The organism is Streptomyces sp. NPDC001858, from assembly GCF_053594615.1.
In genome coordinates this window covers 103,618-127,100 of sequence record NZ_JBSFEV010000021.1, presented here as the reverse complement: position 1 = coordinate 127,100, position 23,483 = coordinate 103,618, and the positions used below count along the sequence as shown (strand labels likewise).

Sequence of the window (23,483 nt, the reverse complement as noted above, 5' to 3'; positions counted from 1 at the left end):
CGGGAAGGCGACCGGCTTTCTCACGCACGGGCAATGCTTGCGTAACTCAAGCAACAGCTTTACAGTTGCCTAAGTTAAGCAACCAACTCAGCGCTCGCTGACCCGCTGCGGAAGGACCTCGCCATGCTCGCCTCCTTCATCCGCTTCGTCGTCTTCGGCGGCGGCACCGGAGTCCTCTGCAGCCTGGCGGTCCCGGCCCTGGCCACCCAAGTCCCATGGCCCCTGGCAAACGCCCTGATCACCGCCGCGTCGACCCTTCTGTGCACGGAGCTCCACGCCCGCTACACGTTCCGCACCGGCCGCGCGGGCTGGCGCCGGCACTGGCAGTCGGCAGGCTCGGCGGCAGCGGCGTACGCGGCGACAAGCATCGCAACCCTGACCCTGCACGCCCTCGAACAGTCCCCGACCATGCTGACGGAACAGCTGGTCTACCTCTCAGCCTCAGCCCTGGCAGGCATAGCCCGCTTCCTACTCCTCCGCCTGGTCGTCTTCGCACCCCCCACGCCGGCGTCCCCCCTCCGACTCCGAACCCCCCTCGCCCTCACGGCGTGAGCCGACGCCCGCGATACCCGTCCCAGGCCCGAGCCGCCGCGCACATCCCGTGAGTCCACTCCTCCGGCCGGTCACCGTCGGCGATCGACTCCCAGAGCCTCCGCTGAGCCCGCGCGAAGGCATCGACATGGAAGCCCGGCGCAGCAGCCCAAGCAGGATGCAACGCGGCAAGCCCCTCCGCCTCCGCAACCCGATGCCCCGAGGCGACAAGCCAGATCACCCACAGAGCCGGATCGATCCACCCGGCCCCCCGCGAAGCCCAGGCCCAGTCGACGATCCGGGCCCGCCCGTCCACCACAAGGACGTTGTCAGGCTTCCAGTCGGTATGCAGCAGGACGTCCCCCTCGAAGAACCGAGCATCGTCCGGATCCCTGACATAGGAGCTCATCCGCTCAGCCATACTTTTGAGTTCGGTGTCGACGGACGTCGCAACGGAGGCAAGCCGCTCCATGGCCCGCAGAACGCACGGCAGGTCGGGCGAACCGGGCGAGTAGTCGGCATGCCGCCCACCAAGATCCTCGAACCCGAGCAGATCCCACCCCCCTGCCCTGATCCGCCACCGCAGCACCGGGGCAAGACCACCGGTGTACGCGTTGACGTCGGCCTCCCGCTGCTGAGTCCAGACCCGAGGATGATCGAGCCGCAGCCCCTTCACAAAGACGGTCCCCTCATCGAGAAACAGCCGCGCGGCGATCTCACTGTTGAACCCGGCAGCGACCACCTCCACCCCCCGCACAGGCCCGGCAACCGCCTCGATCTCCTTGACCACGGCGGCGGGGATTTCGGCCAGTCGATGAGTTGCCACGAGTCTGCTCCAGAGACGGAAAGGAAAGGCAATGGCGGAAGGCCACCGTGGGGCGACGGCTCACTCGCAAGCCCCCACCCCACAGCGCTTGATCAGTTGTACGGGTTGTCGTCACCGCAGCCCGGCAGTGTCCGTGCGGTGAGCGCGTCGTGGTGACCCCGGAGTGCGATCACCGAACGCGCGAGCCGCTTCACGCGCTCCACCTCTCCACGGAGCCCTGGCTGCTCCACGAGACCGAGCCGCCGCCGGGCCTCACCGATCGCGACCAGCGCGACCATCGCCTGCCCGTCGTCCTCGGTGCGCTCCGCAACCAACTGCTCGACTTTCGGGATCAGTTGCTCCAGGTGCCCGGTGAAGTCCTGCGCGAACAGCCGTACTGTCTGATAGCGGGGCAAGCTCACCTGACCGAGAAACCAGGCAGCCGCCGCACGCATCCCAGTGAAGTCCTGGGCCTGTGAAGGGGTATCGGCCTCCAAGTCCACGGCGTTCACCTCGCGGCCCTCTTCGGAGCGCAGGACGAGTGCCAGTAGGCGACGATCGACGAGGAGTCCCGACGGGCGAGCATGCCCCGTCGGCAACGCTCCAAGCTCTCGATCGAGTTCAGGCAAGCCGGACACGTTTCGCCCTTCGGCGCGTACGTCGTGTATTCCCACTGTCCTGCGTCGGTGTCAGCGCACACCCCGTGTCCCGTACCGGGTAGCTGCCGCGTACTACTGTCCGCCATGGCTGCCTGCTTTCCTCAGGTGGTCCACGCCCCCGGACGTTCGCCGCGTCGCGGGGGTCTTGCCCCCAGTAGAGCTTCACTCCTTGCGGGGGCCTCGCAGAACAGCGAACGGGGAACCCCGCAAGCCTGTTTGGGGAACCCCGTTCCAGCTCATTCGGGGTTCCCCGACGGATCCCTCGGGCTACGCTGGACGGCGATCACTTCGGTTCCCGCTAGGTGGCTGCATGGACGACCGCGAGACTCGGCGAAGCGGATATCCGCTGACAGTGCCTGCCGCACTCCTCAATAGCGAAGTCATGCGGCAAGCGTGTTCCACCCGGAACTTCCAGGACATCTTCCGGCTCGTCAACCGCCGTACCGGATCCAGCCACGCGGCAATGGCATCGGCTGTCGGAAAGATGACCAGTTCTCGGGTCAGCGACATCATCCGTGGTGTCCGGGGAATCCGTGGGCGTGAAGTAATCGAGCGAGTGGCAGATGGGTTCGGCATCCCCGGTTACATGCTCGGCTTACCCGCACGTCCATGGGAGGGCAGAAGCGACACGGCCGAGGCGAACATCGACCGCCGGGTCTTCGTCTCCGCGACAGCCGCCGCCGCTCTGTCAACGGCCGCAACGCAGTTGAATCGAGGCCAGCGCGCCGTTCAAGCCCTCGAAGCAATGAGCAATGACAGCGCGAGCATGCTCACCTTGACGCTCGGTGAACTGATCGACCACTACACCTTGACGATCAACTCCATGCCCCCGGACGACGTGTACGACGAACTTCTGACCGTCAGGACATACGCAAGCCGTCTACTCGACACCGCCACACCACCGGGGCAGCGAACAGAAATCACGCTGGCCGTCGGCTGGCTTTCCTGCCTGCTGGGCATCGCCGCGGGTGACATGGGTGCGCATGCGGCGGCGCATATCTGGTGCAGCGATGCCGAACGACGCAGCCAGGAGGCAGGCCACCCCGAACTGTCAGGATGGGCCGTGCTGACCAAGTCGCTGATCGCCTTCTACCAGGGACGACCTCACCAGTCCGTGGCTTTGGCCTCTCAAGGGCAAGCCGGCACTTCGTCGGGAACCCTGGTGCACGCCAAACTGGCCACACAGGAAATGCGGGCAGCGGCACTGGCAGGCGACGCAGATCGTACGGAGACGGCAAGACGCTACGCGGCACGGGAAATTACCAGGCTGCCGGCCGACGTGAAAATCACCGGCCCCTTTTCGATTTCCCTGGGGGAGGATCCCCCGTACACGGCTACGTCCTTGATGCTGTTGGGCAGACACGAGGACGCGGTCTCCGCCACCCACCGCGTAATGCAGACGCTCTACCGTCCCGAGGCACGACAGCGGGGCGAACATCCGTCGAGCTACGCCCGCGCTCTACTGATTCTCGGCCTCGCCGAAGCCGGAGCCGGAAACCTCGACGAGGCCGTCTCCGCCGGACATACCGCCCTCGCGGGAAGCCGGCCGGCATGGCCGACCCTGACGCTTGCCGGAAAACTCGGCCGCGTACTCGAACGCGACTACGCCAACGCACAACAAGTGGACGAGTACCGAACCCGCTATCTAGAAGTGACGAGTCGACTGACCGGGGTGAAATGAGCAGCGGCGAACTGTCTGCGGACCAGATCCGCGACATCGTGGACTTCGTGGACATCGAAGCCCCGCCACCGCAGGACGAGCCAACCGCCCACTTCCTGTTCGGAACAGACCAGACACAGCCGGTTGATATTGCAGCGGAGCAATACCACAAAGGACTCGCACCGCTGATCATCACAACCGGAGGAATCAACCGACACAGCGGTGTTGTCGAGGCACGGAAATTTCACGATCTCCTGATCAAGCAGGGCGTCCCTGACTCTGCGATCCGCTGCGAGGAGCAGGCTGCCAACACATGGCAGAATGTAGAATTCTCTCGCGGCTATTTGCAAGAAGCCTTGCAATCAGGACTGAAAGTTACGGCCATCAGCAAGTGGTACCACCGCCGGACCCTGCACTGCCTGGCGACTCTGGTTCCCGGCATCGGCCCCTTCTACGCCATCTCTTGGGAGCCAGTCTATGCGGGCAGGGTAGTGAGTCGCACCGATTGGCCCGCTATTCCCGACGGCAGACGCCGAGTGATCCGCGAATGGGAAGAGGTTCCCCGACGCGTGTCGGAGGGAAGCTTCAAAGGCGTATATCGCGTCAACGGCGCTTGGCGCTGAGCTGAAAACGCGGTCCAATCCTCGACACGGAAGGCCCTATCTCGGGCTCGACAACCCGGACTACCCGGACATCGAGGAGGCACCCCAACCCCTGGGCTCCCTGCCCGCGCGCGGATGCGCCCGGTGCACCGAGCAGGGGTTCACCACCACCGGGCAGGAATTCCACAACTCCACGCCGGCCGTGAGCAACTCCATTACCGCACCCCGCTCTTGGGGAGTCCATACGGCCGACTCGCCTCCGAACAGTTTCTCGTAGGCGCTGTTGTGGGGCTCCATCTGGTGGGGCAGTTTATGGGGTGCGGCGAGGCCTCGGGCGAGGTCCTCGAAGAAGTTCCATGCGTCGAGAACCGCGCCCGGTGGGAGTTTTCTCCGGGTCGGGTCCTCGAGCCAGTGGTGGACTCGGGCCAGGTCCAGCAGCGCCGGCTCGGAAGTGTCCGGTCTCCGGCCCCGGCGGCTCGCATAGGCCCTCGCCTGCCGGACCGTCCCGAAGAGCGGTACGCGCGGGCCGTCCCCCGCTGCCGGCAGAGAGAGCAAGCGGTCGAGCTCGTCGTCCCGCCCGGCCAGCCACAGGACGACTCCGCTGCGCACCCGACCACGCCCGCGAATCCGGTACGGATAGGGGCCGTAAGCCCGATCGCCGCCCCCGCGCGCGAATATGTCCACCGTTCCGGTCTCCGTCACGGCGTCACATTGGCACGGTTCGGGAGATGCGTCGCGGCAATTATCGACGCCTCAGATTTACGGGACCTGGAACTCGATCTGGGTGATGGCCGGGCCGTCGCCCGTGACCTGGCCCTCGCCGATCTTCTCCGACCAGTAACCGTCCTTGTGGAGTTTCGCCAGAACGGTGGAGGAAAGGCTGACGGTGATCTGAATGCCGCCCTCGGGCGCGGGTACGCGATCAATACTCACTTCGTGGCTCATAGGGACGACGCTACCGCCAACAACTCCCGCACCAACGGCTGTTGAGGTTTTATCCAAGGTAATGGCGTATGCGCCGATCACACCCCCGCCGTCCCCGCCGCCCTCGCTCCCTCCAGCGGGATCTCCACCTGCGCCACGAAGTCCGAGACCATGCGGTCGAAGAGGGTTGCGAGGCGGTGGAGGTCCTCCGGGGCCCAGTCGGCCAGAGCGGCCTGCATGCCCAGCAGGCCCGCGTCACGGACTCGTGTCACCGCCGTTCGGCCCTCCTCCGTGAGCCGGATGAGCTGGGCCCGACGGTCGTCGGGGTCGGGTACCCGCGCCACCAAGCCGGACTTCTCCAACTGCCGCAGCTGACGCGTGACATGCGACGCCTCCACGGACAGGCGGACGGCGAGCACGCCGGGGCGCAGCAGCTCGTCCGTGGCCAGGTGGCGCAGGATCGCCACGGCGGCCCGGTCCAGCGGGAGTCCGACGAGGGACATCAGCCGTTCGTGCTGGCGGGCGCGACCGGCGAGGTACGTGATGCGGGTCAGGGCGCGCTCGATCGTGATCACGTCTGCGGAGACCTGTGCGGCGGCGACCGCTGCCGCGGGTGGCGCTGCGGGTGGCGGTGTGGATGACGGTGTGGGCATTACTCAACAGTACAGATACTTGCCAAACTCAAGCAAGATCCCCGGATCCTGCTGCGTATCCCCCTGCGTGCGGGACAAACGAAAGAGCCCCACCCCGTCTGACACGGGATGGGACTCGATCTCTATGGAGCGCCGGGCAGGCCTTGCACCTGCATCTCCCCGCAGGAAGCGGGGCGTCTTTCCTTGGACGACCAACGCAGAGGTCGTTCACCGTTTTTGCTTTCCGGTGACCGGCTCAAGATCAAGCTTACCCCACCTTTGAGGCGGCGATGACCACTGCCGACCACGCTCGACCACCGATGAGCGGGATGTGATCAGGCGACGTCGTCGACCTTCAACTCCGGTCCCACGACCAGGGTGATGACGTCGGCCGCGGCCGAACTGTCCGCCGTCGGCTGCAGTCCGGGCAGTCGGGAGGCGAGGACGGCGGCCTTGGCGTCGAGGCCCGTCGGATAGGTGACGGTCGTCTTCGTGACCGTCTCGGGCGCGTTGCCCGTCGCGGTGACGGTGTAGCCGGCCTTCTTCAACTTCTCGGCGACGGCGGCGGCGCGTCCAGAGACCCCGGTGCCGTTGAGGACCTGGACCTTCACGGAGGAGGCGTACACCACGTTCTTCTTCAAAGCGTCCAGCTGCGCCTTGGTGACCTCCTGGTCCTTGGCCAGGGAAGTGAACAGGTTCGCGGCCTGCGGGTACTGCCAGACGACGTTGGCCTTGTCGGTGGGCTGGTCGGCCTCACGCCCGTAGTTGGGCACGGTGAGGAAGCTCAGCCGGTCGCTCGGTATCCCCTTGAGCTCGTTGGCGAGCCCGGTCAGCGGCTGGATGCCGGCCATGTCGGGGTCGGTCGTCAGCGACTTGGTGGCGGACCGCAGGAAGCCGAGCATCGCGTTCGGGTCGGTGAGCTTGGACTTGGCCTTCTTGGCGAGGGCGTCCATGAACTCCTGCTGACGGCCGATGCGTCCGATGTCGGAGTTGTCGCCGACGCCGTAGCGGGCGCGGACGTAGCCGAGCGCCACCTCGCCCTTCACGGTCTGGCAGCCGGCGTCGATGTTCAGGTTGGCCTTCTCGGAGCGGATGGCCTGCTCGGGACAGACCTCGATGCCTTCCAGCGCGTCGACCATGCCCTTGAAGCCGGAGAAGTCGACCGACATGAAGTGGTCTATGCGCAGCCCGGTGTTGGTCTCGACCGTCTTGATGGAGCAGGCGGCGGCCTCGGCGACCTTGCCGTTGCTGCCGCCGATCGCGAACGCCTCGTTGATCTTGGCCTGGTGCACGGTGGACGAGTTGCCGTCGCCCTTCTCGCAGCCCGGTATCTCCACCCACGAGTCGCGCGGGAAGGACACGACCGAGGCCCACTTACGGTCGGCGGGTATGTGCAGCACCATCAGCGTGTCCGACTGCATGGTGGTCAGGTCCTTGCCGTACTTGGCGTTGGCGCCGTCGCGGCTGTCGGAACCGACGATCATGATGTTCTTCGAGCCGGGACTCAGGTTGGCCGGGCGGTCCTCGCCCAGCTTGTCGTCGACTTCCGCCACGTTGATGTTGTTGTTCAGGTCGTTGTAGACCCAGGCGCCGACCCCGCCCATCCCGAGGATGACAACGGAGGTCACGCCCGCGCTCCACGCGAGGATCCGTCCGCGCCTGGTCAGCCGCGTGCCGCCGCCGGCCTTGGATCCTGCCGCCCGGCCCCTGTTCCCCCGGCCGGTCGTCGCCTCCATCGGAGGCCGTCCACGCCTTCTCGTCCCGCTCACCGGCGCTCGCCCCTCCGTTTTCGGCCGTTTCACCCCGTACACCGTGCTCGGATCGTCGGCGTTGGTCACCGCCGAACGACGGAACCCTACATGCGTGTAGGAATACGTCCGAGAAGCACAGGCGACTCAGAAGACTCACGGAGACACACAAGGGTTGCCCCCGCGCGCCCCCGGACTGCCCTCACACGCCCGCCGTCCGCACCACGTCGAAACGCGGCCCATCAGGACCGGACGGCAAGGATCGACGAACGCACACCCCCACCCGATCGTCTCTTGCCCCCCACCTGTTCGTCTCTTGCCCCCCATCCGTTCGTCGGAAGGCTCATCCGTGGCTGCCCCCACGCCCCTCGACCACTCGGCCTCCGGTTACTCCGTCGCGCACGCCTACTGGCTCGCCGAGGCCGCCCGCGCCGCCTACAAGTCGCCGGAGGAGGCCGAAGACCTGTCCCGTTCCTGGGGCTTCGACCGCTTCCGCCACTTCTCCTCGCCGCACACCATGCCGTTCCCGATCGACGACACCCAGGTGTACGTCGCCTCGAGCGACCGGATGGTCGTCGTGGCGTTCCGCGGCACCGAGCCGCAGAACCTGCGCGACTGGCTGAGCGACGCCAACACCCCGCCCGTGCCCGGCCCGGCGCGGAAGGGGTTCGTGCACTACGGCTTCCACCGGGCGCTGGACGTCGTCCATCCGCAGGTCAGGGACACGGTCGCCGAGTTCAAGACGGACGGGCAGACGGTCTGGTTCACCGGGCACAGCCTCGGCGGGGCGCTCGCCATGCTGTCGGGCGCGCGTATGCACTTCGAGGCCCCGAACCTGGTCCCGGACGGCGTCTACACCTACGGCCAGCCGCGCACCTGCGACCGCGACCTGGCCAAGGCCTACGACACCGCGCTCAAGGGCCGTACGTTCCGCTTCGTCAACAACAACGACATCGTGCCGCAGGTGCCGCCCTCGCCCGCTTTCCAGCACGTCGACGCGGTCCGCTACTTCGACTCCGCCGGCAAGCTCCACGACCGTATGCCCGCGTTGGGCCTCCTCGGCGACAAGGTCAAGGGCGCGACGGCCGATCCCTTCGCGCCCGCGTCGGACGGTGTCCGCGACCACTTCATGGACACGTACGTGACGCTGCTGGAGAAGAACCTGTAGTGGGGCTCGGCCCCGATCCGCTCAGGCGGACCGGGGCCGGCCGTCGGGCTGCGTGAGGCAGGCGGGTCGGTTACGGGGCGTCGATCAGGTCGACCGGCGGGACCGACACCGTGCGGGCGCCCTCGGTGCCGCCGAGGACGACCTTGCGCAGGGAGACGTTGTTCTTGGTGCTGGTCTCCTGGAGGCGGTTCGCCGGGTTGGCGACGACCTGGATGTAGTAGGTGCCGTTCGGCAGGTCGGTGATGTCGAAGGACTGGCCGGGACGGTACTGGGTGTACGTGTCACCGGAGCCGACGTCGAGGACCTCGCGCACGGAGATGGAGTTCTGCTGGCCGCAGGCGGTCGACAGATCGGTGTTGTAGGGGTGCCAGTTGGCGTTCTTCACCGTGTAGTCGACGGCGTCGGTGTTGGCCAGGCAGAAGGCCTCCTTGCCGCTCTTCACGATGTCCTTCTGGTCCGCGGACAGCAGGTGGTAGCTGGCGAAGTCCGTGAAGTGCCAGTGCTCGTGGCCGATGCGCGGGTCCCACTCCATGGTGCCGGCCGGGGTATAGCCGATCTGCTTGCCGTCGGCGTCGTAGAAGTACTGGTACGAGTCCATCAGGTCGGCGCCGGGCTGGCGGAAGCCGTCCACGACGAGCGGGGCGGGGCCCGCGTTCCAGACGTTGGCGCTGAAGGCGAGGTAGTCCTTGCCGGGCGCGTCGCCGTCCTCCCCGTCGGTGACGGCGATGTCCCAGGCCGGCAGCGAACGCAGGTCCGGCTTGGGCACGTTGGCCGGGAGGCCGGCCCGCCCGGTGGGCCGCTGGGCGTTGGCCTTCAGCCCGGGCGCGATCCGGGAGCCGTCGGTGTGACCTGCGCCGTCGCCGAGGTGGTGGGCGAGACCGCGGTCCTCCAGGGCGTGGGAGAGCGCGGACGGGGTGGGAGCGTCGGCGCCGCGGGGCCCGTAGTGATGATTGCCCCCGGCCGCACTCGTGCCCCCGGCGGAGTGCCCCCCATGACCGCCATGGCCCGACGACGATGACGACATGGACGAACGCAGTCCGGCGCCGCCCGAACCGCCCGCTGCGCCTTCCCCGCCCTCGTCGTACTGCCGGACCGTCACCTTGATGGTCTGCTGGTCGTTCGGGATCCCGAACAGGTCGCGGTACTTCTTCGCGACCGACACCTCGGCCGTGTACTCGCCCGCGGGCAGGTCGATCTGCCGGTCGTAGTCGACGGCGGTGGTGTTGGCCGCCCAGCCCTTCTCGACGCCCCACACCGAGCCGAGCGTGAACGGGTTGGTGGGGCAGCTCTCCGGATAGTGCGAGGTCGCCGGGGCGTCCGGACGCAGCCGGCCGGAGGCGTTGTTGGGACAGAACGCGCCCGTGGTCTTCTGCACCTCGGCGCCGGACGCGTCCTTGATGGACACCTCCAGGAAGCCGGGCAGCCCGCTGAAGTCCTTGACGGTCCCGGCGGGCAGCGTCTTGGTCTTCACCTTGGATCCGTCGCGCAGGATCTGCTGGGCGACGACCGGGTCCTTGTACGACTTACGCGTCACCTTGAATTCGAGGGGCGCGTTGTCGACCGTGACATACGTACCGAGGTCGAAGTCGAGGTTGAACCCGCCCTCCCACTCGTACCGGTCGAGGATCACGGACTTCGAAGCGGCGACGAGCTTGAGCTCCGGCACGCCGGGTGTGCTCGCGGGCGCCGCGCCGGCGCCGGGAGCGGCCCCGGCGACGGCGACGACGGTGAGCGCGGCCCCCGCGGCGAACGCCGCACGCTGAAGGCCCTTGCGGTGGTGCTGTCTGGTCATCGGTTCCTCGTCTGCGAGTGCCATGGTCAGTGGCATCGGACTGGACAGCCCACAGTCCGACCACCTACCCCGGACGCACCCCACGCGCCCCGGCCATGACTGTGAGCACCCTGTGAGAGGCCCAAATGCCACCACCGGGTTGCCTGTTACCGAGAATCACCGACAGATCGCCCGCCAACTCCCCACCATTCACGCCCAGTTCCCCAAAAGGTTCACCCGTCCGAGTGACCCCTCGCCGCCCCCTCCACAGCGCGCCGCGGAGCGACCGACGCAGCCGACGCGGCCGGCGCCGTCGGCGACTCCAGGTGGACGACGACGGTGGAGTGGAAGCGCTGGACGGCGTCGTCGACACTGCGGATGAAGCCGGACTCGGCGTTGCCGCGACCGCTGCCCATCCCCTTGATGAGGCTGAGCCGGAATCCGCTGATCGTCGCCCCGTTCTTCGGCAGCAGGTCGGCCGGCTCCGGACGGAGTCGCTCCAGGGTCCCTCGGGGCCCGCCCGAACCGCCCTCGACCAGGGTCTCCACATGCAGGTCGGCAGGCGCCTCCGCCAGTCGCCGGACGAGCCGCTTCGCCCAGGTCAGCGGGTAGCCCTGGTCGGGCGCGGGAATCTCGACGGACGTCCGCAGCCGGCCGGTGCGCAGGTCGGCCCCGACCGCGAGCACCCCCGGCGTCCCCTCGATCCGCAGCTCCGCCTGCAGCTTCCCCTCCGCGCACAGCTCGTCGGCCATCCGGGCCCTGCGCTCGCCGGGATCCGCGCCCCGCCGGGCCCGCTGCACGGGCAGCACCTTCTGTCCGAGCTCACCGCCCAGCCCCAGGCTGACCTGCCGGATGAGCCGCTCCCAGCTCTCGACGACCTCCAGCGCCCGCGCGTCGCCCGGACACAGGGTCTCGTCGTCGATGCCCTTGCGCACGGGAACCCAGGACGCGCCCATGTTCTGGAAGCCGTGGCAGCCCGAGTTGTCGTGCTGGAGGTAGCGCAGCAGTTCCTGGAGCAGCCAGGCGTGTGCGCTGTTGCCGACTCCCTCGTGCCGGATGAGCAGTTGGGCCTGGTGGGCCACCTCGGCCCAGGACAGGTGCCGCAGCGCCACCTTGTGCTTGCGCCGGCCGTCGATCTTGACGTCGACGAGCGGACTGCCTTCGAGGGCGACGTCGTTGGAGAGCGTGATGACGGCCTCGTAGCCGCGCCGGGCGGCGATGTCCATGTAGGCCTGCACCTGCTCGGGGCGCAGCGCGTTGCCGTTGGTCTTCGTCTCGACGAGCGCGGTCCACAGTTTGCCGGCGCGCTCGACGCGGATGACGCCGTCCGGGCGGCGCGGGGAGTCGCCGTGCGGCAGGGAGACCTCGGTGAACGTCTCCATCCGGCCCGCCGGTGCGCCGAAGGCGGCCGTGAGCCGCCGCCCGAACTCCGGGACCTGCGCCATCACCGACAGCAGGACCGAGGTCGCCCGGGTCTCGCGGTCCGGGTCGCTCTTGAGCGCGGAGACGGGGAAGAGCCGGGCGTTCTTCCACGACTCGTTCTCCGCGAGGGACTTCTTCGCCGTCTTCGGCAGAGTCACCTTCTTCTTGGCGGTGCGGGGCCGGGCGGCGGCCTTGCGACCCGACTCCGCGTCGTCGGCGGCGGGACGCGGGGCGGGGACGGCGGGGAGCGGCGCGGCGGGAAGCGAGGCAGCGGCCTCCGTCGTCACCGGGTCGAGCTCGACGGCGGGCTGGACGGCGCCGTCGGCCTCCCCCGCCCCAGCCAAAGAAGCACCGGCACCGGCTTCGGCGTCCACGGTGTCCGCAATACCCGCAGTGTCCGCCGCGTCCGCCGCGTCGTCGATGTCGACGCCGAAGTCCGATGCGAGGCCGGCCAGGCCGGTGTCGTAGCCCTGCCCGATCGCGCGGAACTTCCAGTCCGCCCCGCGCCGGTACAGCTCGCCGAAGATGAACGCGCTGACCGATCCGGCGTCGTCGATGGCGAACCGCAGCAGGTCCTCCCCGGCCCCGTCGGCCAAGGTGACCCGGAGGTCGTCCAGTTCACCGAAGCCGGCGCCCTCGTAGCGGCTGGCGGCGACGACGATCCGGTCCACGTCGGCCGGGATCGCCGTCAGGTCGAAGCCGATCCGGTCCTCGCTGCCCTCCCCCACGGGCGCCTTGCCCAGGAGTTGAACGCTTCCGTCCGGGGCGTCGGGGTGGTTGTAGAAGTAGAAGTCGGCGTCGCTGCGGACCTTCCCCTTCTCGTCCAGGAGGAGGACGGAGACGTCCGCGTCGCCCTCCCCGGTCGGGCTGGCCCACCCGAGGCTCACGACCACCGCGTCGACGTTCTCACTCAGAGCCGCCAGACCCACGTTGGCGCCCTTGACCATCTCGTGCACAAGCCCCCCTAAACGGCCCCCACCGATGTGACACGCGCCACACACGACGCGCGGTCAGACTCTAATACCGACAGGGTGGATCTCGGGGCGTTCAGCAGGAAAAGCCGTACGGCGACGACCGGGGTGGTCGTCGCCGTGGAGAGAGGATCCGGGAGGATCAGAGGCCGTATCTGGGTTTCAGGTGGCGCCAGAAGTCGCGGAGCATCCACTTGTCGAACTCGGTGATCTGGGTGGCGCTGCCGGCGTTCATGAGGAAGCAGCACTGGCCGGTCGGGGTCCAGTCGTAGAAGTCGTCGAGGCCGAAGGTGTGGCCGACTTCGTGCAGGTAGATGTGGATGTTCTCCTGGTTCACGACGGACGTGAAGTACTCCTGGCCGACCCGCTGGCCCCAGTCGCCGCCGGCGCCGCCCTGGAAGCCCTTGGTGAGCCAGAGGGACTGGTCGTAGTGGCGGGCGGTGCCGCCTGGGCAGCGGGAGTAGTTGCCGTCCTGGTGGAAGAAGCGGCCGCAGTCGGGGGCGCACTGCGGGGCGCCGGCGCCGTCCAGGACGTTCGTGTAGACGTCGACCGAGGTGTCCGTCCACTGGAGGGTGGCGCGGTTTTTCACCGCCCAGCCGACGATGTTGACCGGGACGGTCGTGTACGGCCAGTTGTTGTAGCCCCGGCCGTTCTCCACCTGCGCGGCCATCCACTTGGCGAACTGCTTCTTCAAGGCCGCGTGGATCTGGTCGCGCAGCGCCGTGCTGACGGGGGCGTCGGACTCCCAGCGGACGCAGTAGTTGATGCTGCCCCGGTTGGCCATGACCTGGTCCCAGCCGTAGTTCCGGAAGCCGTAGAGGTCGGGGTATGTCGTCGAGACGTGGTTCCACACCTGGTTCAGCGGCTGGACCAGGTTCGACGGCGGGCTCCACTCCTCGGCGGCCTCGGCGCGGGGAGCGGCGACGCCGGCCGAGTGGAAGAGGAACGCGGCGAGCGCCGCGAGGACGGTGAGCAGTCTTACGGGATGCCTGTGCCTGTGCCTGTGCACGGTGAACTCCTCGTGTGGGGTACGGGATTCACTTGCCGGACTTCGTTGCCTGCAGCGTTCTTCTCTCGGTTGCCGCCGGGGGCGTCCAAGTTGCCGTGTTTCGGCCGTGACATCGTCCGGGTGGTTCCGTGGCGAGTCCGGGGTGGGGAGGGGGGCGTGGCCGTCATCATGAGCCGGTGTTTCGCTCCCTTCGCGCCCTTCGGGTCCCGTTGTCCGCGCTGCTCGCCGCGCTCGCGCTGCTCGTCGGGCCCGCGTGCGTTCCCGTCGGGCACGGGGTCGGTGCGCCGCCGGGGGCGTTCGGGGCGTACGTCGGGTACGACGACGCCGGCGTGCGGCGGATCGCGGAGCTCGACGCGTGGCTCGGCGCGGCCACCCCGCGCGTCGGGCACGCCTATCTGCCGGGCGATCGGTGGAGCAACATCGAGGGCGCGCCCGGGTATCTGGAGTACTGGGCGCAGTGGCGCAAGGCCCGCGCCGACCGGATGTTCGTCCTCAACGTGCCGATGCTGGAGGGCACCGAGGAGCATCTGCCGGACGCGGTCGTGCGGGAGGAACTGCGCAGAGGGGCTCGCGGCGACTACGACGAGCACTTCCGGACGCTGGCCCGGCGGCTCGTCGCGCTCGGGGTGCCCGATGCCGTGCTGGTGCTGGGGTGGGAGATGAACGGGATCACCTACTCCCATCGGTGCGGGCCCGATCCGCAGGCCTGGAAGCGGTACTGGGTGCGGATCGTCCAGGCCATGCGGTCGGTGAACAGGGGCGAGGACGGGGACGGGGGCGGGAGCGGGGACGGGAGCGGGGACGGGGGCGGGAGCGGGGACGGGGGCGGCGGGCGGCCTGGGTTCCGGTTCGAGTTCACGCCCAGTCGGGGGCTGGACGCCGTCCCGTGGACCGAGTGCTATCCCGGGGACCGGTATGTGGACGTCCTCGGCATGGACGCCTACGACCAGCCGCACGGCATGTCCTTCGAGGAGCAGGTCGCCGAGCCGTACGGGCTCGCGGCACACGTGCGGTTCGCGCGGGCGCACGGCAAGCCGGTCTCGTATCCGGAGTGGGGGCTGTACCGCAACGGCGACAACCCTGAGTATGTGCGGGGCATGCTCACCTGGTTCGCCGAGCACCGTCCGCTCTACCAGACCGTCAGCGACTACTGCCCGCACGGGGTGTGGCGGTGTCCCGACAATCCTCGGTCCTCGGCGGTCTACCGTGCGCTGGTCGCAGGGCCGTTCGGCTGAACCTCGCCGACCCGCCCGGCCCCTTCCCCTCCCCGGCCGCGCCACCGGTCCGATGATCGCAGGATGGGACGAGAACACCACGCGCATCTCCGCGCCGCACCCGGGGTCCGGGCCGCCCTCCTCGCCCTCCTCGCCCTGCTCCTGCTCGCGCTCGCCACCGTGCCGGCCGACGCCGGAAGCAACGGGAACCACAGGAACCAAGGGAACGGCAGAGACGGCGAGGCCGCCCGGGCCGTCCGTGCGCACGAGGCGGCTCGCAAGCGGGTCGACAGGCTCCGGCAGGCCGACGCCCTGGCCACGACGATCCAGGACGCCGAACGCCGCCGCCGGACCGTCCGCGACGAGCTGTGGGACCTGCTGCGGGCCGGGGCCCGCGGTTCCGGCGATCCGGTCGCCGTCGACCCCTCCGGGCGGTCCGGCCGCTGCCGCTTCGGACAGCGCAGCCGCCCACCCGAGCCCGACTCCGCGTGGAAACCCGACTCCGCGGCCGAGTCGCGCGCCGAGCTCTGGATCGCTCCGACCCGGCGCTACTGGCTCTCCGCCGGTTACGCCGCCAAGGGCTCCCGCTGGGCCCGCCGCCACACCGGCCAGGACTTCGCCGTGGACTCCGGGACGCCCGTGTACGCCGTCGGCGCCGGGACCGTCCGCGCCACGACCTGCGGCGACGGCTTCGGCAACCAGGTGCTGATCCGGCACGGCGACGGCTACTTCACGCAGTACGCCCACCTGTCCCGCATCGACGTACGCAAGGACCAGCGGGTGACGGCCGGCCAGCGCATCGGCCTGTCCGGCGCGTCCGGCAACGTCACCGGCCCGCATCTGCACTTCGAGGTGCGGATCACCCCGTATCACGGCTCCGAGGTGGCCCCACTGCCCTGGCTGCGCCGGAAGGCGGTCCTGGTGTCGGGAGCGCCGACGCTCCCCTGAGCCTCGGGGCTGCCCCACCGACCAGGGGCAGCCCCGAGTGCCGCCGGGGGGAGGCTCGGCGCCGGACGCCTTGCCATGACGGCCGTAGGGGTCCGGCCTGTCGACTCCCGGCGTGTCCGTCCCCCGGGCGGCGACTCCAGGCTGCCGTGCCCGGGGCGTCGACGCACACCGGTCCCGGGAAGATCCGTACACCTAGACGCCCTCCCGGCCGGGACGGACGCCCCTCCCCCGTATTACCTATACCTAGGTACTCGCGGGGATCTCCGTGCGTGAGGCGATCCTCAGCTTGGCGAGGATGTGCTCGACGTGCGCGTCGACCGTCCGTTTGGAGATGACGAGCCGTTCGGCGATCTCCCGGTTGGACAGCCCCTGCGCGACGAGCGCGGCGACCTCCCGCTCCCGCCGGGTGAGGGCGTCGGCGGAACGCGGCGGGTCGGGCGGCGTCCTGGGCGCGGGAGGACGCACAGCGCCACCGCCACCGCCACCGCCACCGCCACCGGCACCGGCACCGGCACCGGCACCGAATCCAGCACCCGAGTCAGCACCCGCACCCGCGTCGGCACGGCTTTCGGCGCCGGCCGCCTCCGGCACGTCCGCGTCCGCCCGTACCGCCGCCAGCACCTCCCGTCCCGACAGCCGCGCGCCCGTGTCCCGCCACCGCTCGAACCCCTCCGGGCCGAGTGCCGCCCGCACTGCCCGCTGCGCCGCCTCCTGCTCCTCGACGAGTCGCGGTAACAGCGCCACCGGATCCCCGCTGAGCCGGCGCGCGTTCTCCGCGTACCCGAGCAGCCAGCAGGCCCGTACGTACCGCTCCTGGCGGACCGCGTGCCAGGCCAGCCCCAGACAGGCCAGCGCCGCGACCAGCACCTCGCCGATCTCGCTGGTGGCCTCCAGGCCACGGCGCAGACACTCCTCGCCCTGCGCGTCCTGGCCGGTGAGCATGAGGATGACGCCCCGGGTGGCCATCGTGGACGCGTACAGCTGGCGCTCGCCGCGGCCCTCCAGATACGCGAGGCCCGTCGCGCACAGCTCCAGCGCGCCGTCGGTGTCCCCGAACACGGCCCGCAGCAGCGCGGCCTCGTAGTGGACGACGCCGATGCCGAGGCCGTCGCCCGACGCGACGATGCGCAGCCGGGCCGACTCCACCTGCGCGAGCCCCTCCTCCACCGCCCCGCCGAACGCCGTCAGCGCGCCCAGATAGGCCTCCGCGGACAGTTCGACCCGCGTCTCACCGCACCGCCGGGCCACCGCGTAGGCCTGCGGGAACCGTTCCAGCGCCGTGTCCATGTCGGCCGTCCAGACGGCGAAGATGCCGGTCATCAGGAGCCCCCAGGCGCGCTCGGGACCGTCCTGCGGGACCAGCTCCAGCCCCTTGTCGATCCAGTGCCGGCCCTCCGACAGCGTGCCCGCGGCCCGCCAGTACGGGCCGAGCCGGGTGGCCAGCCACAGCGCGTCCACCGCCCGGCCCTCGGCCGCGCACCCGTACTCCAGGGCCGCCCGCACATCGGCGGTCTCCTCGCGCACGGCCCGGTGCAGCACGGCCTGCGCCGGGCTGAGGAACTCGTCCCAGAACCGGCCGACCAGCCGCTCGTAGTAGGCGAAGTGCCGCTCGCGGACGGCGTTCCGCTCCCGGACGGCGTCGTCGGCGTCGCCCTCCGCGGCCGGGCGGCCGGCGCCGTACTCGCGGATGGTGTCCAGCAGGCGGTAGCGGGAGCCGTCCTCGCCGATCCGCTGTACGACTGACTTGTCCACCAGGCCGATCAGCGCGGCCACCACCTCGCTCGCGGGCAATGCGCCGCCGCCGCAGACCAGTTCGGCCGCCGACAGCTCGAACGAGCCCGCGAAGACGGACAGTCGGGCCCACAGCAGCCGTTCCTGCGGGGTGCACAGGTCGTAGGACCAGTCGATGGCCGTGCGCAGGGTCTGATGCCGGGTCAAGGCGGTGCGGCGGCCGCCGGTGAGGACCTCGAAGCGCTGGTCGAGCCGGGCGACCAGCTCGGCCAGCGGCACCGCGCGCAGCCGCACGGCAGCGAGTTCGAGCGCGAGGGGCATGCCGTCGAGCCGGTCGACGAGCGCCAGCGTCCGCTCCCGGTCGCCTTCCCCGACGGCGTTCCCGCCGGTGACGGCCGCGGCCCGCTGGAGGAAGAGGCTGACGGCGTCGCCCCTGGTCAGCGGGGCGATCGGGACGCAGTGCTCGCCGGGGACGTCCAGCGGCTGCCGGCTGGTGGCGAGCACGCTCAGCCCGGGGGCCTCGCGCAGCAGGATGTCGCAGAGCATCGCGCACGCGTCGACGAGGTGCTCGCAGGTGTCGAGCACCAGCAGCATGCGGCGCTCCCGCAGATGCTCGACAACCGCGTCCAGCGGAGTCATCCCGGACTGCTCGGGAAGCTCCAGCACTCCCGCGAGGGTCGCGGGCACCAACTCCGGGTCGTGCAGCGCCGAAAGCTCCACCAGCCGGACGCCGTCCGCGAACCGGGCCGCCGCCGCGCCCGCCGCCCGCAGCGCGGTACGGCTCTTGCCGACGCCGCCCGGCCCGACCAGGGTGACCAGCCGGAACCGGCCCAAGACCCCTCTGATCAGGTCGAGTTCCTCGATCCGTCCCACAAAACTGGTCATCTCCACGGGGAGTTGTCCGCCCCGCCGCTGACCGAAGCCGAATCCCATGCCACCCCCGCGCGCGCCCTTCACCGATCGACCACCACCATCACACCGTAAGCACACGACTGCCGAGCGTGAACGGCGTGGGGTGATCCTGATGGACGTAGGTATCACCCGGGACGGGGACGGAATTCGCGCGCCCGCACGAAGGATGACGGCGTCCCGGTCTCACCCGGACGAGTGAGTCCGGTGGCACTGGTGAGGTCAGTAGCACTGGTGAGGTCAGTGGGACTGGTGAGACCCGTGAGACGAATGCGGCCGGTAGACGGACAGGGCCCAGATCACGAAGACGTCGATGGCGATCTGGACAACCGCCCAGAACGGCGCGTACGGCAGGAACAGGAACTGCAGGATCAGACTCAGCGCGGCCAGCGCGATGCCGCTGACCCGCGCCCACTCGGCCTTCTCGATCCCGCCGAGCAGCGCCCAGCCGGTCAGGGTCGCGACCACGCCGACAATGAGCAGCAGCCAGCCCCACCCGGTGAGGTTCATCTCGTAGGCGTAGCTGCCGACCCGGGCGTAGACGTCGTCCTCGGCGATCGCCGCGATGCCCTGGAACACGGCGAGGACCCCGCTGACGAACATGAGCACGCCGCCGAAGACCACCCCGCCGGCGGCCAGCCCACCGCCCCCGGACGGAGCCGACGCCCGGCCGGGCGTGCCGGTGCCCTGGTGGGACGGGTCCCAGACGGGGGAGTCCTCGGGCCTCGACGGCTGGGGCCGGGCGTGCGCCTGGGACCGGGAGTGCGGCTGATCGCTCATGTTCCGACCATCCGTCCGGGGGAGGGCCGCCACCACGGGGGTGCGCCGTATGGGTGAGCCGGCATGCGGGCGGACCGGTCGGCCCCTTGACTGGAGTCTCCGGAGGATCGGTCTTGGAGGCGAGATGGCACGGACGAGCCCGACGACGGGCGTACTGCTGGCGGTGACGGCGCTGTGTTGTACGGCGTTGCTGACCGGCTGCTCCGACGACGACACCCCCTCCTCCGTGTCCAGCGCGGCCAGCAAGGCGGCCTCCGCCGCCGAGTCGGCCGCCCGGTCGGTGGCCGGCGAGGCGACGGCGGCGGCGTCCTCCCTCGCGTCGGAGGCCGGTGACGCGTACGCGTCGGCGACGGCGGAGCTGGGCCGCGAGCTGGACGAGATCAAGGGCGGCACGGACGTCGCGGACGACGTGAAGCTCGGCACGCCCGAGGCGGACGGCGACCGCAGCACGGTCGAGGTGACGGTCACCAACCGCGCCGACTCGACGAAGTCCTTCGCCGTGCAGGTGGACTTCGAGGACGCGAGCGGCAACCGGCTGGACCTGGTCCTGGTCACCGTCTCCGACGTGGCGGCGGGCAAGACCGGCACAGCCACGGCCCGCAGCAACCGCACACTCTCCGGCGAGGTGAAGACACAGGTGGGACGGGCGGTGCGCTATTAGGGCAGGCGGGCGACCGCCAGGACTGTCCTAGGCCATCCAGAAGAAGACGGCCGTCATCCGCCTCTCCTCCAGCGTGGTGCCGCAGTAACCGGTCGCGGTGTGCACGAGGTTGGCGTGGTAGAGCAGCAGCCGGTTGTACTTGTGGGGCACCCGGACGTCCTCCTCGAAGGCGTCCGGCGCGACGAACCGGGTGCCGAGGGCTTCGACGAGGTTGTCGTGCGGGGCCTGGACGACGTTCCCGCCGAGCCGGCCGCCGGGCAGGGACTGCCGGTAGAAGCTGGTCCCGCAGTCCTTGGGGACGGACGGGTTGAGGTAGAGCACGGCCGCGTACCGGCACAGCGACCGCGAGTCCGAGTGCGGCCGGGGCGTGCTCTCGCCCTCGCCGACGACCTGGACGCAGTTGTGGTTGAGGGTGCCGCCGCCGGGAGCCTGCTGCACCCACAGCTCCTGCGCGCCGGTCGCCTTCCTCACCAGCCGCTCCACGCGCCCGAGTTCGGCGGGTTCCAGCCCCGGCATGGCGCGCAGCCCCGGCCAGCTCTCCGCCGTGTACGGGTACCCCTTGACCCAGTCCTCCTCGGCGAGACAGCGCGCGCGGATGGCGGCGATGTCGGCGTCGGGGAAGACATCGTCGAGGACCCAGTAGTCCCGGCCCTTGGTGGGCTTGCGGTAGGGCAGGACGGGGAGGAGCGGGGCCTGCGGGGTCCGCTGCGGCCGCGGTGGCCGCTGTGGCATGGACATGCAGCGAACCTAGGGCGAGGCTCGACCAGGACTCGCCCGCGTTCTGGTCGGGATTCGCCCGAGAAGTGGTCAACATTCCGTCAACGGAGCCGGCGGAGACAGCGGCATATAGGACGGATTCTGTCCTCCAGGGCTGTCAGAGTGCCTTCACAGACACGAGCCCTATCACGCATACCATCACAAACCCCGCCACGAACGGAGTACCGCGATGAGCCGTCAGATCCAGGTCACCTTCGACGCCCATGACCCGCAGGCGCTGTCGTCCTTCTGGCGCGACGCGCTGGGTTACGTCTATCCCGCCCCGCCCGGCGTCGACCTGCCCGAGGGTGCGGATCCGCTGGCCGCGTGGGACGAGTTCCTCGCGGGGATCGGCGTCCCGGAGGCGGAACGGAACACGATGTCGGCCATCGAGGACCCGGACGGGCCCGGCCCACGGCTGTTCTTCCAGCAGGTGCCGGAGGACAAGGTCGCCAAGAACCGCGTCCACCTCGACGTCCGTGTCGCTCCCGGCCTGGAGGGGGAGGAGCGGATGGCGGCGCTGGAAACCGAATGCGTCCGCCTCGTCGCCCTCGGAGCGACCCGCGTACGCCGCCACGAGCCGGCTCCGCCGATGAGCACGGGCTGGATCGTGATGACCGACCCCGAGGGCAACGAGTTCTGCCTGGACTGACGCGGGGCCCTACCCCCGGTAGAAGAAGACCGAGCGCAACTGGAGCCGCTCCGAGGCGGGACGGCCGTGCGGACGCAGGGTCCAGGTGTCGCCGGCGCAGCCGGGCTCCGTGAAGACGATCGCGAACTCGTCGGTGTCGTTGTGCGGGGCGAAGGCGGGCGAGGACGCGTCGGGGTCCGCGACTTCGGCAAGCGTGATGCACTCGCCGCTGGCCGGGTCGGCGAGGCTGACCGACAGCGGCTGCCCGTCGAGGCCGATCACCTGGTACCCGAAGGTGCCGGTCGCGGCCTGGGCGGGGGTGGCCAGCACGGCCGTGAGGGCGAGGGCCCCGCAGGCGGCGGCGAGGGAGCGCAGAAGACGCACGAGGTTTCTCGTTTCGTGAGGAGAGCCGGGTTTCGCCTGCACCTTTGCCACCGGCTGCGCCCCCTACTCCACGATCAGCAGCGGGAAGGTTTCTCCGTCATCCGTTCGGACCAGCGAACAGATCGTCGGCGACGACGGCATGCACAGCCCGCTCGGACCAGCGCCATGCCCCGGCCGCTTTCCGCGTCCGCGAGCTCCTCCAACCTGCTGGGCGGGTCCGGTGGTTCGGGGTCCGCGTCCCACGCGCCGATCTAACGCCTGCCTCGAGCTCGCCTCCGCCGCCGCCGCTCGGGATCTCCGCGAGTCCGACGAGCCCGTCGCCGTGCTCACTGCGGCCCCCGCCCCCCTCGCTTACCTTCTGTACGCGATACACACAGGAACCTGCGGAATTGTGGCCTCCACCACAGCGCGCGGGGATCGGCCCTGCTGAAGTGACCGAATGATCGGTCTCCTGCTTCGCGCGCTCCCGTTCTGGGTGCGTGAGCCTCTGCTCGTCGTCTTCGGCGTCGTCTTCAGCGGCTTCCTCTTCTACGCGGCCGTCCGGGACGACGAGTGGAAGATGGCCGCCCTCGGGGCCGCCGTGGTCGTGTTCACCGCCATCCGTGTGCACACCATGAACCGCGCGTTCAAAGCCCGTCGACTGCTCAAGGACGCCGAGGGCTCGCCGGCCGCGTGACCTCGTCGCCTACCGAGATCTTTCCCTCGCGGTGCACGGTGAAGTATGCGCCGAAGGCGATGCCTCCGTCGGCGTCCGTGGTGCGGCGGTAGGTCGCCAGCGTGCGTAGGGGTTCCGGGCCCGCGCGTTGACCGGTTTCCTGGTCGACCATCGTGATCGCGCAGCGGATCGTCCGTTCGGTGAGGGTCAGTTCCGTGCCTGCTATGGCCAAGTGCGGGGTGTCGTCCTCGGTGTGCGGGGTGGGCCAGCCGTCGATGACCAGGTTGGGGCGGAAGCGGTTCATGGGGAGGGGGGTCGAACCCCGAGATTTCAACCGGTCGTTGAGGGAATCCAGGCTCGCGCTGGACACGACGTGCAGGCGGTTGCTGTTGCCTTCCGGGGGACTCACCCGGACCAGGGTGCTGGGGACGCCCAGGAAGTCGGTGAGCCAGGCGTTCGCCGCCGTGCCCTCGGCCTCGGCCTGGATCGGGTCGACGCCCGGGGCGCTCAACGTCAGTTCGTCGTCGACGAGTTGAGGGGTGATCAGGGCCAGGCGCGGGTCTCCCCACTGCCAGCGGACGTCGCCCCGCTCGTCGAGGATCGCGTAGGCGCGGTCGTTCAGGAGACCGCTCGGGGTCACCGTCGCCTCGGTGAGCGTGATGCCCGCACACCCCTTGACCGGGTAATACGTGATTCCCGCCAGCTTCGCCGCCGGCCTCGCTGCCGTCATCCCCGGCTCCCCCCCGTACCGTCCCGTCTCGTCCCGTCTCGTCCCCTACGGTCCTCCCCCTCCAAGAATTTTTTGCCAAATCCTGTGAGTCCGAACCGTGTCCCGCCCGTATTCCTCTCTGTCGGCGCCCACCGGGCAGCGACACAGCGGCGGATTCCCCGACCGGGCAGGAGGAACGGTGC

Annotated in this window: 23 protein-coding genes and 1 pseudogene; 9 read left to right on the top strand and 15 right to left on the bottom strand. The window is 69.7% G+C overall.

Features of this window, described 5'->3' with window-relative positions:
* Window positions 1-123 precede the first annotated feature (123 nt).
* Window positions 124-552 (top strand): GtrA family protein, encoded by a 429-nt coding sequence (locus ACWCPF_RS27050; RefSeq protein WP_451047691.1) that lies wholly within the window; start codon window positions 124-126, stop codon window positions 550-552.
* Here the strand turns inward: ACWCPF_RS27050 and ACWCPF_RS27045 are convergent.
* Window positions 542-1,357, bottom strand: a complete 816-nt coding sequence (locus ACWCPF_RS27045) for an aminoglycoside phosphotransferase (RefSeq protein WP_451047690.1) — start codon at window positions 1,355-1,357, stop codon at window positions 542-544. The genes ACWCPF_RS27050 and ACWCPF_RS27045 overlap by 11 nt on opposite strands.
* Window positions 1,358-1,449: 92 nt before the next feature.
* Window positions 1,450-1,965 carry a DUF6415 family natural product biosynthesis protein gene (locus tag ACWCPF_RS27040; RefSeq protein WP_451047689.1) on the bottom strand — a complete coding sequence of 172 codons (516 nt, stop codon included), beginning with the start codon at window positions 1,963-1,965 and terminating at the stop codon, window positions 1,450-1,452.
* Window positions 1,966-2,305: 340 nt separating this feature from the next.
* Here ACWCPF_RS27040 and ACWCPF_RS27035 point away from each other — a divergent pair, with 340 nt between their 5' ends.
* Window positions 2,306-3,676, top strand: a complete 1,371-nt coding sequence (locus ACWCPF_RS27035; RefSeq protein ID WP_451047688.1) for a hypothetical protein — start codon at window positions 2,306-2,308, stop codon at window positions 3,674-3,676.
* Complete coding sequence (locus ACWCPF_RS27030) at window positions 3,673-4,278, top strand: YdcF family protein (RefSeq protein ID WP_451047687.1); 606 nt, start codon at window positions 3,673-3,675, stop codon at window positions 4,276-4,278. The genes ACWCPF_RS27035 and ACWCPF_RS27030 overlap by 4 nt, the downstream gene beginning before the upstream one ends.
* 60 nt (window positions 4,279-4,338) lie before the next feature.
* Here the strand turns inward: ACWCPF_RS27030 and ACWCPF_RS27025 are convergent, their stop codons facing one another.
* The 4 genes from ACWCPF_RS27025 to ACWCPF_RS27010 all read right to left on the bottom strand — a co-directional run bounded on the left by ACWCPF_RS27025 (window position 4,339) and on the right by ACWCPF_RS27010 (window position 7,549).
* A complete protein-coding gene (locus tag ACWCPF_RS27025; RefSeq protein ID WP_451047686.1) occupies window positions 4,339-4,959 on the bottom strand; it encodes a hypothetical protein in 621 nt (206 codons plus the stop codon).
* 57 nt (window positions 4,960-5,016) lie between these two features.
* Window positions 5,017-5,202 (bottom strand): hypothetical protein, encoded by a 186-nt coding sequence (locus ACWCPF_RS27020; protein ID WP_451047685.1) that lies wholly within the window; start codon window positions 5,200-5,202, stop codon window positions 5,017-5,019.
* Between the two features lie 77 nt (window positions 5,203-5,279).
* Window positions 5,280-5,834, bottom strand: a complete 555-nt coding sequence (locus tag ACWCPF_RS27015; RefSeq protein ID WP_451047684.1) for a MarR family winged helix-turn-helix transcriptional regulator — start codon at window positions 5,832-5,834, stop codon at window positions 5,280-5,282.
* 314 nt (window positions 5,835-6,148) lie between these two features.
* The gene (locus ACWCPF_RS27010; protein WP_451047683.1) at window positions 6,149-7,549 is read right to left on the bottom strand and encodes an LCP family protein; all 1,401 of its coding nucleotides are present in this window, start codon (window positions 7,547-7,549) and stop codon (window positions 6,149-6,151) included.
* A gap of 361 nt (window positions 7,550-7,910) precedes the next feature.
* Between ACWCPF_RS27010 and ACWCPF_RS27005 the strand changes: the two genes are divergently transcribed.
* The gene (locus ACWCPF_RS27005; RefSeq protein WP_451047682.1) at window positions 7,911-8,729 is read left to right on the top strand and encodes a lipase family protein; all 819 of its coding nucleotides are present in this window, start codon (window positions 7,911-7,913) and stop codon (window positions 8,727-8,729) included.
* Between the two features lie 70 nt (window positions 8,730-8,799).
* Here ACWCPF_RS27005 and ACWCPF_RS27000 read toward each other — a convergent pair whose 3' ends face one another.
* The 3 genes from ACWCPF_RS27000 to ACWCPF_RS26990 form a co-directional block, all read right to left on the bottom strand.
* Window positions 8,800-10,521: a lysyl oxidase family protein gene (locus tag ACWCPF_RS27000; RefSeq protein ID WP_451047681.1), complete on the bottom strand. Its 1,722-nt coding sequence runs from the start codon at window positions 10,519-10,521 to the stop codon at window positions 8,800-8,802.
* Between the two features lie 212 nt (window positions 10,522-10,733).
* A complete protein-coding gene (locus ACWCPF_RS26995) occupies window positions 10,734-12,869 on the bottom strand; it encodes a TerD family protein (RefSeq protein WP_451047721.1) in 2,136 nt (711 codons plus the stop codon).
* 166 nt (window positions 12,870-13,035) lie between these two features.
* Complete coding sequence (locus ACWCPF_RS26990; RefSeq protein ID WP_451047680.1) at window positions 13,036-13,902, bottom strand: hypothetical protein; 867 nt, start codon at window positions 13,900-13,902, stop codon at window positions 13,036-13,038.
* 176 nt (window positions 13,903-14,078) lie between these two features.
* On the opposite strand from ACWCPF_RS26990, the gene ACWCPF_RS26985 reads away from it, so the two are divergent.
* Both ACWCPF_RS26985 and ACWCPF_RS26980 read left to right on the top strand, forming a co-directional pair.
* Window positions 14,079-15,137, top strand: a complete 1,059-nt coding sequence (locus ACWCPF_RS26985; RefSeq protein ID WP_451047679.1) for a glycoside hydrolase family 26 protein — start codon at window positions 14,079-14,081, stop codon at window positions 15,135-15,137.
* Between the two features lie 63 nt (window positions 15,138-15,200).
* Window positions 15,201-16,064: a M23 family metallopeptidase gene (locus ACWCPF_RS26980; protein ID WP_451047678.1), complete on the top strand. Its 864-nt coding sequence runs from the start codon at window positions 15,201-15,203 to the stop codon at window positions 16,062-16,064.
* A gap of 243 nt (window positions 16,065-16,307) precedes the next feature.
* On the opposite strand, the gene ACWCPF_RS26975 is transcribed toward ACWCPF_RS26980, so the two are convergent.
* Both ACWCPF_RS26975 and ACWCPF_RS26970 read right to left on the bottom strand, forming a co-directional pair.
* Window positions 16,308-18,728 (bottom strand): LuxR C-terminal-related transcriptional regulator, encoded by a 2,421-nt coding sequence (locus ACWCPF_RS26975; RefSeq protein ID WP_451047677.1) that lies wholly within the window; start codon window positions 18,726-18,728, stop codon window positions 16,308-16,310.
* Between the two features lie 216 nt (window positions 18,729-18,944).
* Window positions 18,945-19,484 carry a DUF7144 family membrane protein gene (locus ACWCPF_RS26970; RefSeq protein ID WP_451047676.1) on the bottom strand — a complete coding sequence of 180 codons (540 nt, stop codon included), beginning with the start codon at window positions 19,482-19,484 and terminating at the stop codon, window positions 18,945-18,947.
* A 124-nt stretch (window positions 19,485-19,608) separates the two neighbouring features.
* Between ACWCPF_RS26970 and ACWCPF_RS26965 the strand changes: the two genes are divergently transcribed.
* Entirely contained in the window at window positions 19,609-20,145 is a 537-nt protein-coding gene (locus ACWCPF_RS26965; protein ID WP_451047675.1) for an FxLYD domain-containing protein, read from the top strand.
* 27 nt (window positions 20,146-20,172) lie between these two features.
* Here the strand turns inward: ACWCPF_RS26965 and ACWCPF_RS26960 are convergent, their stop codons facing one another.
* A complete protein-coding gene (locus tag ACWCPF_RS26960; RefSeq protein ID WP_451047674.1) occupies window positions 20,173-20,883 on the bottom strand; it encodes a DUF6445 family protein in 711 nt (236 codons plus the stop codon).
* Between the two features lie 208 nt (window positions 20,884-21,091).
* On the opposite strand from ACWCPF_RS26960, the gene ACWCPF_RS26955 reads away from it, so the two are divergent.
* Window positions 21,092-21,553 carry a VOC family protein gene (locus tag ACWCPF_RS26955; protein WP_451047673.1) on the top strand — a complete coding sequence of 154 codons (462 nt, stop codon included), beginning with the start codon at window positions 21,092-21,094 and terminating at the stop codon, window positions 21,551-21,553.
* 9 nt (window positions 21,554-21,562) lie between these two features.
* On the opposite strand, the gene ACWCPF_RS26950 is transcribed toward ACWCPF_RS26955, so the two are convergent.
* Window positions 21,563-21,916, bottom strand: a complete 354-nt coding sequence (locus ACWCPF_RS26950; RefSeq protein ID WP_451047672.1) for a hypothetical protein — start codon at window positions 21,914-21,916, stop codon at window positions 21,563-21,565.
* Between the two features lie 140 nt (window positions 21,917-22,056).
* Window positions 22,057-22,167 (bottom strand): annotated as a pseudogene (locus ACWCPF_RS26945) (ATP-binding protein); the annotation flags it as partial.
* Between the two features lie 188 nt (window positions 22,168-22,355).
* On the opposite strand from ACWCPF_RS26945, the gene ACWCPF_RS26940 reads away from it, so the two are divergent.
* Entirely contained in the window at window positions 22,356-22,592 is a 237-nt protein-coding gene (locus ACWCPF_RS26940) for a hypothetical protein (RefSeq protein WP_451047671.1), read from the top strand.
* Here ACWCPF_RS26940 and ACWCPF_RS26935 read toward each other — a convergent pair.
* A complete protein-coding gene (locus ACWCPF_RS26935) occupies window positions 22,561-23,301 on the bottom strand; it encodes an MOSC domain-containing protein (RefSeq protein ID WP_451047670.1) in 741 nt (246 codons plus the stop codon). The two genes, ACWCPF_RS26940 and ACWCPF_RS26935, sit on opposite strands and share 32 nt — an antisense overlap.
* Between the last annotated feature and the right edge of the window lie 182 nt (window positions 23,302-23,483).